The organism is Streptomyces sp. NPDC110618 (assembly GCF_055657065.1).
On record NZ_JBVKBN010000002.1, the window covers coordinates 271,895 to 282,155 of the forward strand.

Annotated in this window: 11 protein-coding genes; 7 read left to right on the plus strand and 4 right to left on the minus strand. The window is 73.7% G+C overall.

Annotated features, from left to right (window positions below):
• Positions 1 to 2: 2 nt before the first annotated feature.
• Complete coding sequence (locus ACZ7L7_RS04280) at positions 3 to 602, plus strand: TetR/AcrR family transcriptional regulator (RefSeq protein ID WP_285511055.1); 600 nt, start codon at positions 3 to 5, stop codon at positions 600 to 602.
• A gap of 111 nt (positions 603 to 713) precedes the next feature.
• Here ACZ7L7_RS04280 and ACZ7L7_RS04285 read toward each other — a convergent pair whose 3' ends face one another.
• The 3 genes from ACZ7L7_RS04285 to ACZ7L7_RS04295 all read right to left on the minus strand — a co-directional run bounded on the left by ACZ7L7_RS04285 (position 714) and on the right by ACZ7L7_RS04295 (position 3,623).
• The gene (locus tag ACZ7L7_RS04285; RefSeq protein ID WP_285511054.1) at positions 714 to 986 is read right to left on the minus strand and encodes a hypothetical protein; all 273 of its coding nucleotides are present in this window, start codon (positions 984 to 986) and stop codon (positions 714 to 716) included.
• A gap of 147 nt (positions 987 to 1,133) precedes the next feature.
• A complete protein-coding gene (gene malQ, locus ACZ7L7_RS04290) occupies positions 1,134 to 3,329 on the minus strand; it encodes a 4-alpha-glucanotransferase (protein WP_453608714.1) in 2,196 nt (731 codons plus the stop codon).
• Positions 3,330 to 3,623: a hypothetical protein gene (locus ACZ7L7_RS04295; protein ID WP_285511053.1), complete on the minus strand. Its 294-nt coding sequence runs from the start codon at positions 3,621 to 3,623 to the stop codon at positions 3,330 to 3,332.
• A gap of 338 nt (positions 3,624 to 3,961) precedes the next feature.
• Here ACZ7L7_RS04295 and ACZ7L7_RS04300 point away from each other — a divergent pair, with 338 nt between their 5' ends.
• Genes ACZ7L7_RS04300 through ACZ7L7_RS04320 form a run of 5 tightly spaced genes read left to right on the plus strand, consistent with a single transcriptional unit; the run spans position 3,962 to position 8,122 of the window.
• A complete protein-coding gene (locus ACZ7L7_RS04300) occupies positions 3,962 to 4,561 on the plus strand; it encodes an RNA polymerase sigma factor (protein ID WP_285511052.1) in 600 nt (199 codons plus the stop codon).
• A complete protein-coding gene (locus ACZ7L7_RS04305) occupies positions 4,558 to 5,403 on the plus strand; it encodes a zf-HC2 domain-containing protein (RefSeq protein ID WP_285511051.1) in 846 nt (281 codons plus the stop codon). Before ACZ7L7_RS04300 ends, ACZ7L7_RS04305 begins: the two co-directional genes overlap by 4 nt.
• A 36-nt stretch (positions 5,404 to 5,439) precedes the next feature.
• The gene (locus ACZ7L7_RS04310; protein ID WP_285511050.1) at positions 5,440 to 6,201 is read left to right on the plus strand and encodes an ABC transporter ATP-binding protein; all 762 of its coding nucleotides are present in this window, start codon (positions 5,440 to 5,442) and stop codon (positions 6,199 to 6,201) included.
• Entirely contained in the window at positions 6,198 to 7,526 is a 1,329-nt protein-coding gene (locus ACZ7L7_RS04315) for a hypothetical protein (protein WP_453608709.1), read from the plus strand. The genes ACZ7L7_RS04310 and ACZ7L7_RS04315 overlap by 4 nt, the downstream gene beginning before the upstream one ends.
• On the plus strand, positions 7,523 to 8,122 hold the full coding sequence (locus ACZ7L7_RS04320; protein ID WP_471591434.1) for a hypothetical protein: 600 nt from the start codon (positions 7,523 to 7,525) through the stop codon (positions 8,120 to 8,122). The genes ACZ7L7_RS04315 and ACZ7L7_RS04320 overlap by 4 nt, the downstream gene beginning before the upstream one ends.
• A 77-nt stretch (positions 8,123 to 8,199) precedes the next feature.
• Here the strand turns inward: ACZ7L7_RS04320 and ACZ7L7_RS04325 are convergent, their stop codons facing one another.
• Complete coding sequence (locus ACZ7L7_RS04325) at positions 8,200 to 8,736, minus strand: HNH endonuclease (RefSeq protein WP_086843133.1); 537 nt, start codon at positions 8,734 to 8,736, stop codon at positions 8,200 to 8,202.
• 300 nt (positions 8,737 to 9,036) lie between these two features.
• On the opposite strand from ACZ7L7_RS04325, the gene ACZ7L7_RS04330 reads away from it, so the two are divergent.
• Entirely contained in the window at positions 9,037 to 10,125 is a 1,089-nt protein-coding gene (locus ACZ7L7_RS04330) for a mechanosensitive ion channel family protein (protein ID WP_285511047.1), read from the plus strand.
• The last annotated feature ends 136 nt before the right edge of the window (positions 10,126 to 10,261 follow it).

Consider the following 10,261-nt stretch of genomic DNA (forward strand, 5'->3'; position numbering starts at 1 on the left):
GCATGACTGGAAATGAACTCCCCGGCGCGACCGACCACGGGGGAGGCGGGCGCAGGCGGTCCGAGTCCACCCGGACCGCGATCCTCGCCGCGGCGCGCGAACGGTTCGCCGCCGACGGCTACGAGAAGGCCACCATCAGGGCCATCGCCAAGGACGCGGCCATCGACCCGTCGATGGTCATGCGCTACTACGGCAACAAGGAGGGGCTCTTCGCGGCGGCGGTCTCGGTCGACCTGAAACTGCCGGACCTGAGCCGGCTGCCCCGGCAGGAGATCGGGGAGGCGATGATCCTGCACTTCCTGCACATGTGGGAGGAGAACGAGGTCCTCACCGCGCTGCTCCGGGTCGGCGTCACCAATCAGGCCGGGGCCGAACGCATGCAGAGCATCTTCGGGGAGCAGTTGCTGCCCGTGGCCCGGCTGGTCTGCCCGGACCCCGAACAGAGCCCGGCGCGGGCGGCGCTGGTCGCGACGCAGTTGCTGGGGCTCGCCCTGACCCGCTACGTCCTACGCCTGCCGCCGGCGGTCGCACTGCCCGTGGAGGAGGTGGTGGCATGGCTGGCACCCACGGTCCAGCGCTATCTGACGGCCCCGAACCCCTGAGCCCGCCGGCGGAACCCGCGCCGGACGCGGAAAAGGCACCGCCCCCGGCGGCGTACGGCGAACTGCACGTACGCGCCCCGGGAACGGCGCCCTCGAAGAGTGCGGGTGGGGTCAGGCCTTCGCCGTGGCCTTCGCCTTCGGCTTGGCCTTGACCAGGTGGTCCTCCGACGAGCGGTCCAGGACCATCACGAGACCCACGATGACCGCGAAGATGGCGAGCGGGGCCACGACGAACAGACCCAGCGTCTCGATGACGCTCAGGCCGGGGCCGGGGTCGTCACCGTCGTCGCGGGCCACCGCGGCCGCGGGGGACGACATGAGCAGCATCATCAGCGCCGTACCGGCAGCCAGGGCGCCGGCGCGCAGGGCGTTCTTCTTGTCCACGGTGCCCAAAGTATCGAACCCCGAATGGGGGCGCTCGCCCGGGGGTGCGTATGGGGCCTCCAGGACTCGGTGATCTTGGACCGTGACCACCACGAACCCCACGCACACCCGCCCCGGCACCGCCCTCAGCCCGCCCTCAGCCCGCCCTCAGCCCGCCCGCATCACCTCCAGCAGCGCCCGCAGCCTGGGCGAGGCGGCCAGCTCCTCCAGGGTCACCGGCCTGCCCTCCGCGTCGCTGAGGGGAAGACGCCAGTTCGGGTACTGGTCCCAGGTGCCGGGGAGGTTCTGCGGGCGGCGGTCGCCCACCGTGTCGGGGAGCCAGATGCCGACCAGGCGGGCCGGGGTGCGCAGCAGGAAGCGGTGGACGGCCTGGATCTCGGCCTCCTCCTGGGAGCTGCCGTGTCCGCCGCCCGTGCCGTGGAGCAGGCCGAGCCGGGACAGCAGCGCCAGCCACTCCCCCGTGTCGGCCGCGGCCTCGGCGCGCTCCTCCTCCAGGGAGCGGGTCAACAGGCCCAAACGGTGGCGGAGTTCGACGTGCTCGCCGGTGAGACGGGCCGCGGTGGAGGGGAGGTCGTGGGTGGTGGCCGTCGCCAGGCAGTCCGCGCGCCACCGGTCCGGCGGCAGCGGGCGGCCGTCGCCCTCCCAGTCCCGCTCGAACCACAGCACCGAGGTGCCGAGCACCCCGCGGGCGCGCAGCGCCTCCCGTACGCCGGGCTCGACGGTTCCCAGGTCCTCGCCGATCACCAGGGCACCGGCCCGGGAGGCCTCCAGCACCAGGATCGCGAGCATGGCCTCGGCGTCGTAGCGGACGTACGTGCCGTCCGTCGGCGGGCGGCCCTCGGGGACCCACCACAGCCGGAACAGGCCCATGACGTGGTCGATGCGCAGCGCGCCCGCGTACCGGAACAGGGCCCGCAGCAGGCGCCGGTAGGGCGTGTACCCGGACTCGGCCAGCCGGTCCGGGCGCCACGGCGGCAGCCCCCAGTCCTGGCCGCGCGCGTTGAAGGCGTCCGGCGGCGCGCCGACCGACATCCCGGCGGCGAAGTACTCCTGCTGCGCCCACGCGTCGGCCCCGTCGGGATGCACGCCGACGGCGAGGTCGTGCACGATCCCGACCGGCATCCCCGCCTCCCGCGCGGCCCGTTGCGCGGCGGTGAGCTGGGCGTCCGTCAGCCAGGCGAGCAGCGAGTGGAAGTCGACCCGGTCCGCCAGCTCCCCGCGCGCCCGCGCGGTCTCCGCCGACCTCGGGTCCCGCAGTCCTTCCGGCCAGCGCCGCCAGTCGGAGCCGTGCACCTCGGCCAGTGCGCACCAGGTGGCGTGGTCCTCCAGCGCCTGGCCCTCGGCGGCCAGGAAATCGGCGTAGGCCGCGCGCCGGCCCGGCCCGAGCGGCACCTCGCGCACCAGCTCCAGCGCCTCGCGCTTCAGCTCCCACACCGCGTCCCGGTCGATCAGCGCCCCCTTCTCCAGCACCGACTCCCGCAGCAGCCGGGCCCGTTCCTGCAGCCCGCGCAGCCGTTCGCGGTCCTCGATCCGGGCGTACTCCGGGATGTCCTCGACCCGCAGGTGCACCGGGTCGGGGAAGCGGCGCGAGGAAGGCCGGTACGGGGAGGGGTCGGTCGGCGCCCCGGGCACTGCCGCGTGCAGGGGGTTGACCTGCACGAACCCGGAACCGAGGGCCCGCCCGGACCAGGCCGCCAGCTCCGCGAGGTCACCGAGGTCGCCCATACCCCAGGAGCGCTGCGAGAGCAGGGAGTACAGCTGGACGAGGAGTCCGTGGGAGCGTCCGGCGGGGGCGGGCAGCCGGGCCGGGGCGACGACGAGGTGGGCGCGGGCGGTACGGCCGTCGGGCGCGGTGGCGGTCAACCGGTGCACCCCGTGCGGCAGTCGGTCGACGGCGGCCCGGGTCTCCCCCTGCTCGGTCTCCACCCGCAGCCGGGTGCCGGCCGGGAGGCCGGTGAGCGCGGCGGGCAGGGGGTCGGCGCCGGAGCCGTTCCAGCACACCACGGTCGGCGGCAGCAGCCGCTCGCGCAGTTCGCTCTCCCGGGCGGCGAGGGAGCGGCGTACGGCGTCGGGGGTGCGGACGTCGACGTCGAGCGCGGCCAGCGCGGAGGTCAGCGCGGTGGCCGGGGCCCGGACCGTGCGGTCCGGGGAGGGCCGGTAGGAGGTGGCCACGCCGTGCAGTTCGGCGAGCCGTGACAGGTCGTCGGCGTTCGGGTCCTCGGCGGGCAGATCCGCGGCGGACAGTTCCTCGGCGGGCAGATCCGCAGCGGACAGTTCCTCGGCGGGCAGGTCCTCGGCGGGCAGGTCCTCGGACGGGGGTTCGGCCGACCGCTGTTGTGCCATCTACGGCCTCTCGGGGTCCTCGAAGTAGTCCTGGTCGCTGTCCCGGCCGTAGGCGTACGCCTCGCCGGTCAGCGGTTCGGCGGCGGCGAGCGGCGGCTCGCTGGTCAGCGGCAGCGCCTCGTGCAGGGGCGGCTCGCTGGTCAGGGGCTCGGCGGCGGGCAGCGGCGGCTCGCTGGTGAGCGGGGTCTCGGCACAGGCGCTCTCCGAGCTGAAGACGCACACATGCGGTTCGGGCCCGGTGAGCGCCTCGGGTTTGGACAGGGCGGTGAGCAGAAGGTGTGCCGATGCGGCCACGGGGGGCCTCCTTGTCGAGTACGGCGGCCTACGGCCTGTCCTGCGGATCGCGCCGGCCAGGCCCTTGCGGTTCCCTCGCGGGTCGAACGCAGCCGCGGGTTGATGCAGCCCTACCCAGCGGGCGCGACGGCAGACGTCCCCGGACGGACAACGTGCCTTGTGTCACATCGCGTTCCCGCCCCGGGGACTCTTCCAGGGTGAGGCAAACGGCAGGTCGCGGCCACTTCCGTCGACGCCTGCCGGACCATCGCGTCAGCCCGGTTCGACCTCCGTTCCACCCGTCGTGAACCGGCGCAGCCGGGGCCGTCGATAGACGGGGTGTGAGACTGTTCCGCCCCATGGGGGGCCATCGGGAGAAGGACGAGGGGGACGCGGCGCTGCTGCGGGCCGTCGCGGCCGGGGACTCGGCGGCGATGGCCGCCCTGTACGACCGGCACGCGGGATGGCTGCACACCCGGCTCACCCGGCGCTGCGCGGACCCCGAGGTGGTGCGCGAGGTGCTCCAGGACACCTTCGTCACCGTGTGGCGGTCGGCCGGGTCGCACCGCGGCGAGGAGGCGGGCGGCTGGCTGTGGACCATCGCGGCACGCCGGCTGATCGACGCGCGCCGCGCCCAGGAGCGGGCCGGACGCCTGGAGACCACCCCGATCGACGCCACCCCGCCCGGCGTCGAACCGGCCCCGTCAGCACCCTCCGCGGAGGAGAGGGTGCTGACGGGGCTGGAGTACGGCGATGTCGGCACCGCCCTCGACCGGATCTCCCCGGAGCTGCGGGAGGTACTGCGCGCCACGGTGGTGGACGGGCTGACCACCCGTGAGACCGCCCGGCTGCTCGGCATCCCCGAGGGCACCGTCAAGTCCCGTGCGATGCGCGCCCGTGCCGAACTGCGGACCGCGCTCGCCCAGTTGACCCCGTCCCCGATGGGAGGCCCGGCATGACCGACTGGCACGCACCCGAGTCCCTGATCGCGCGCTACGCCGACGGCTCCCTGCCCGACTCCGACGCCTGGTCCCTGGAGAAGCACCTGGAGTCCTGCGCCTCCTGCGCGGGCCGGGTGTCCGGGGCGGTACGGGCCACGGCGGCCGGGGCGGTACTGGCGGAGGTTCGCGGTGCCGTCCTGGACGCCGCGCCGCCGGTCCGGGCGAAGGCCCCGCTGCGCACCCCCCGCCTGCTGTGGGCCGCGGCCCCCGCCGTGCGCGGCGCCTGGCTGCCCGCGGTCCTGCTGGTGGCGCTCGGCGCCGTCCTGCTCGCCCACGTCGCCGACTTCCAGGGGGCCCGCCCCCTGCTGCTGGCCGTCGCCCCGGTCGTCCCGGTCGCCGGGGTGGCCCTGTCCTACGGCCGCCACGCCGACCCGCTGCACGAACTGGCCGCGTCCACCCCGTCGGCGGGCCTGCGGCTGGCGCTGACCCGCACCGTGATGGTGCTGGCGGTCAGCCTGCCGCTGCTGACGCTCGCCGGTGTGGTGCTGCCGGACTCGGACGCGCCGGGCGCCGCCGCCTGGCTGCTGCCCGGACTCACGCTGACGCTGGCCGCGCTCGCCCTCGGCGGCTGGCTGGGGCTGCGCACGGCGACGGCGGTGACCGGCGGCGGCTGGCTGTGCGCCGTACTGGCACCGGCGCTGGCGACACCCGACGGCGCGGTCTCCCGGCATCTGTCGGACCAGCTCGCCACCTATGTGGGCGGCGCCGCGACGCAGAGCGGCTGGGCCGTGGCCGCGGCCCTGTGCGCGGCCCTGCTGGCGGCCCGGCGCACGACGTACGACCGCCTCGAACGGCGCTGAAAGACCTCGCTTCCCCGTACTTCCCTTGGAGCTTCCTTGACCACCATCCAGGTGGCCGGTCTGCATGTCCGGCACCGCAAAACCGTCGCCCTGGACTCCCTCGACCTCGAATTCGGCCGCGGCGTGCACGGGCTGCTCGGCCCGAACGGCGCGGGCAAGACCTCGCTGATCCGTGTGCTCGCCACGGTCGCCGCCCCGACCGGCGGCCGGGTGCGGATGCTCGGCGAGGACATCGCCGACCCGCGCGCCCGCACCGAGGTCCGCCGCAGGCTCGGCTATCTGCCGCAGGAGTTCGGCTACTACCCGGGCTTCACCGTGCGCGAGTTCGTCGCGTACATGGCCTGGCTGAAGGAGATGCCCGCCGCCGGGACGCCGGCCGCCGTGGAGCGCGCCGTGGAGCGAGTCGGGCTGGCGGACCGGATCGACGCGAAGATCCGCACGCTGTCCGGCGGCATGGTCCGCCGGGTCGGCATCGCCCAGGCCATCGTCAACGACCCGGCGGTCCTGCTCCTGGACGAGCCGACCGCGGGCCTGGACCCGGAGCAGCGCGTGGAGTTCCGCGAGCTGCTGCGCGAACTCGGCGCCGAGGCCACGGTCCTGGTCTCCACGCACCTGGTGGAGGACGTGGCCGCGGCCTGCACGGAGGTCACGCTGATCGCCGGGGGACGCCTCGCCTACCGCGGCACCCCCGACGCGCTCACCGCCCTCGGCGCCGCCGCGGACGGCGTCGGCGACCACCCCATCGAACGTGGCTACACGGCCGCCCTGCGCGCCCACCGGGAGGTGGCTGTCCGATGACGCTCCTCATGGACAAGCCCAGGATCCTTGCCAAAGCCGGCCCCCTGCGCCCGGAGTTCCGGCGCGGCTTCGCCCCGCTCGCCGGCGCGGCGGTCCTGCTCACCCTGCTGGTCGCCCTGGCCGAACCGGCCGCGAGCTGGCAGGGCGGCTGGGCGGAGACCCGGGACCGTACGCACGCGGCCGCGGTCCTGCTCGGCATACCGCTGGCGCTGGCCGCGGGCTGCTGGCAGGGCGGGCGGGAACGCCGGTGCCGTACCGGCGATCTGCTGCGGACCTCCGTGCGCGGCGCACTCCCCCGCTTCCTCGCCTCGGCGGTGCCGGTCGCCCTGTGGGTGGCGGTGGGGCACCTGGTCGCCGCCGGGTGCGCGCTGCTGGCCACCTGGTACTGCGCCACGGGGGACAGCCCGTACCTGGCCGTGCCGTTCACCGACACCCTTCTCCTCTTCAGCGCGGCGCTCGGGGGCCAGGCGGTGGGCCGGGTCGTGCCCTGGCGGCTGACGGCGCCGGTGCTGGCGACGGGCGGGTACGTCGTCCTCGGCTTCCTCTCCTACGACCACCGCAACACCTACGCCGGCCTGTCCCCGCTGATCGACACCTCCGTCACCAAGCTGACGGTGTGGTGGCAGCCCTGGGTGTCGGTGCTGTGGGTGGGCGGGCTCGCCGCGACCGCGGTCCTGGCCCTCACCGCCCGCCGCCGGGCCGTCGCCCTGGTGCCGCTGGCCCTCGCCACGGCCGCCGCGGTCACCCTCGTCGAGGCCGACGAGCTGACCCGCCCCAACCCGGTCGCCCGCCGCCAGGTCTGCGACACCTCCACGACCCCGCAGGTGTGTGTGAACAAGCGGTACGAGGAGCTGCTGCCGCAGATCACCGAGGCGCTGTCCGGTCTGACGGGCCGCCTGAAGGGCGTGGACAACCTCCCCGTGCGCTTCGAGGACCGCGTGGGCCGCTCGCGCCCCGAGGAGGCACGGCTGCCGATGGTCACTCCGCTCGGCCGGTCGGTCGTACGCGGGAAGCTCACCGACCCCGAGCGGTACGCGTGGGAGGCGGGGATGTCGCTCGTCGGCCGCGCGGACTGCGACAGCACCGACCCCGCCGTCGACCGCACCGACCGTGCCGTTGAGCACTACCTGGCCCCGAGCCCGATGGAGAAGTACTTCGACGACCTGGCCGCCAAGGGCACCGAGGCCGACCGCGCCGACCTGAAGGCCACGCAGCAGGCCCGAGCCCGGCTGCTGGACACGCCGGAGGACGAGCGCCGGGAGTGGCTGTCGGAGTACTTCGCGACGGCGGATGTCTGCGACCCGAGCGGAGTGCCGACCCTGTGACCGGCACCGGCATCGTCCTCTACGCCCGCTCCCGGGCCCTTCCGCAGACGGTTCTCGCGCTCACCGCGACCGCCCTGCTCGCGGTCTGGGCCGCCCACGCCCTGGACTCCTACCTGGACCCGGAGCGCAGGGTCCCGGTGGTGGCCCTGGCCCCGCTGCTGGCGGCGGCCGCGATCGGCACCAGCCTGCACTCCGCCTCCGACGAGCTGGACCGCACGGCGGTACGCCCCTGGTGGCACCGCAGGCTGGCCCACCTGCTGTGCCTGACGGCACTGGCGGCGGCGCTGCTCCCGCCGGCGGTCCTGTCCGGCGCGCAGACCTTCGGCCCGCCCGCCATGGTCCGCAACGTCCTCGGCTGCACCGGCCTGACCGCGGGCGCGGCGGTGGTACTGGGCGCGCGCCTGAGCTGGCTGCCGGTGTTCGGGTACGTCAGCGCGGTGTACATGGGGATCTCGGGCGTGCGCACCACGACCCTGCCCGCCTGGGCATGGCTGCTGGAGCCGGGTACCGGCCCGGGGCCGTGGGCGACGGCGGCGCTGCTGTTCGCCCTGGGGGGCGGCGCGTACGTGGTGAAGGGGGCGCGCGGAACTCCCTGAGGAGGGAGCCGCGCCCCCGTACACCCGCGCGCCCCCATGCACCCGTGCGCACCCGCGATACGCGAAGGCCCGGAACCTCAGGCGGAAATGCCGTCGATCCGGGCCAAGGCGTCATCCGCCCCATACGGTTGCAAGTACGGCAACCAGCGCGGGTCACGATGACCGGTGCCGATGATGCGCCAGGCCAGCCCGGTCGGCGGGGCCGGTTTGTGCCGCAGCCGCCAGCCGATCTCGAACAGATGACGGTCGGCCTTCACATGGTTGCAGCGGCGGCAGGACGCCACCACGTTGTCCCAGACGTGCTTGCCCCCGCGACTGCGCGGGATGACGTGGTCGACGCTGGTTGCGACGCCACCGCAGTACATGCACCGGCCCCCGTCGCGCGCGAAGAGCGCTCGGCGGGTAAGAGGAACGGGCCCCCGATAGGGAACCCGGACGAATCGCTTGAGCCGGACCACGCTTGGTGCGGGGACTGTGACAGTTGCGCTGTGCATGAAGGCGCCGGACTCCTCAAGGCAGACAGCCTTGTTTTCGAGGACGAGGACGAGCGCGCGGCGGAGCGGTACGACGCCGAGTGGCTCGTACGACGCGTTGAGGACCAGGACATGCGGCACGGATGCCTCCTTGGGCGTCGGCGGCACGTGGCTCGTGCCGGGACGATCTGTAGTCAGTCTCCCCTCAGGCCGTACGAATGCGCCACCATGTCCAGGTAACGGGCTGAGAGTGTTTTCGACCACACCTTTCTTCATCCCCAGGTGAGAGCCGTCTCTCCCCCGAACATGACAACGATCCACACACAATGCACCGTTAGTGTGGTGGGTCTGCCCCTCCCGGTGACCATTCCGTGACCTTGAACCGCTTGACCCCCGACCGCCGTACCGGGAGGGCAGAAGCCGCACCTGGAGGTACCCGCCGTGTCCCTGTCCGCCGTCCTATTGGCCGCCGGTTCCACCCCGTCCCCCTCTCCCTCGGAGACGACTCCGGTGGTCCCCTCGCTCCAGGACGCCCAGGAGAGCGCGACCAACGCGGCCAGCTGGGTCGAGGAGAACTGGTCGACCTGGCTCGCGATCGGTCTCAGAGTGCTGCTGATCCTGGTGATCGCGGCGGTGCTGCGGGTCGCGGTGCGGCGGGCCATCACCAAGCTCATCGACCGGATGAACCGCACCGTCTCGGCGGTCGACGGCACCGCGATAGGCGGGCTGCTGGTCAACGCCGAGCGGCGGCGCCAGCGCTCGCAGGCGATCGGCTCGGTGCTGCGCTCGGTGGCCAGCTTCCTGATCATGGGCACCGCCGCCCTGATGATCCTCGGCACCTTCGAGATCAACCTCGCCCCGCTGCTGGCCTCGGCCGGTGTCGCGGGCGTGGCGATCGGCTTCGGCGCCCGCAACCTGGTCACCGACTTCCTCTCCGGGGTCTTCATGATCCTGGAGGACCAGTACGGCGTCGGTGACTCGATCGACGCCGGGGTCGCCTCCGGCGAGGTGATCGAGGTGGGCCTGCGGGTGACGAAGCTGCGCGGCGACAACGGCGAGATCTGGTACGTCCGCAACGGCGAGGTCAAGCGGATCGGCAACCTCTCCCAGGGCTGGTCGACGGCCGGGGTCGATGTCACGGTCCGCCCGACCGAGGACCTGGACCGGCTCAAGAGCGTGCTCGGCGACGTCGCCGAGCGGATGAGCAAGGAAGAGCCCTGGAACGAGATGCTGTGGGGCCCGGTCGAGGTCCTCGGCCTGGACAGCGTGCAGCTGGACTCGATGGTCATCCGGGTCTCGGCGAAGACGATGCCGGGCAAGTCGGTGACCGTGGAGCGGGAGCTGCGCTGGCGCATCAAGCGGGCCCTGGACCAGGCCGGCATCCAGATCATCGGCGGCTCGCAGCCCACCGAGGAGGAGGCGGTGCCCGACCCGACGGCGACCATCGCCGCCCCGTCGGTGTACGCCAACACCGCCTCGCCGCAGGCCCAGGCGGCGACGCCGCTGACCCCGCCGAGCGTGACGAAGTAGCGGCGAACCTCAAGACCTTCTGGCGGTTTCGGGGGGGGGGGGAGCGGGTTTTTTCTTGTTTTTTGTCCCCCCAAACACCCCCCCCTTTTCCTCTCCCCCCTCCCCTCGTTTTTTTGGTTCCCGGTTTGGTGTTTCT

Bases quoted from the DNA above. Each gene is read 5' to 3' on its own strand.
- malQ (WP_453608714.1), bottom strand. From the start codon at position 3,329: ATGGCACAACAGCGGTCGGCCGAACCCCCGTCCGAGGACCTGCCCGCC.
- ACZ7L7_RS04300 (WP_285511052.1), top strand. From the start codon at position 3,962: ATGGGGGGCCATCGGGAGAAGGACGAGGGGGACGCGGCGCTGCTGCGG.
- ACZ7L7_RS04305 (WP_285511051.1), top strand. From the start codon at position 4,558: ATGACCGACTGGCACGCACCCGAGTCCCTGATCGCGCGCTACGCCGAC.
- ACZ7L7_RS04315 (WP_453608709.1), top strand. From the start codon at position 6,198: ATGACGCTCCTCATGGACAAGCCCAGGATCCTTGCCAAAGCCGGCCCC.
- ACZ7L7_RS04280 (WP_285511055.1), top strand. From the start codon at position 3: ATGACTGGAAATGAACTCCCCGGCGCGACCGACCACGGGGGAGGCGGG.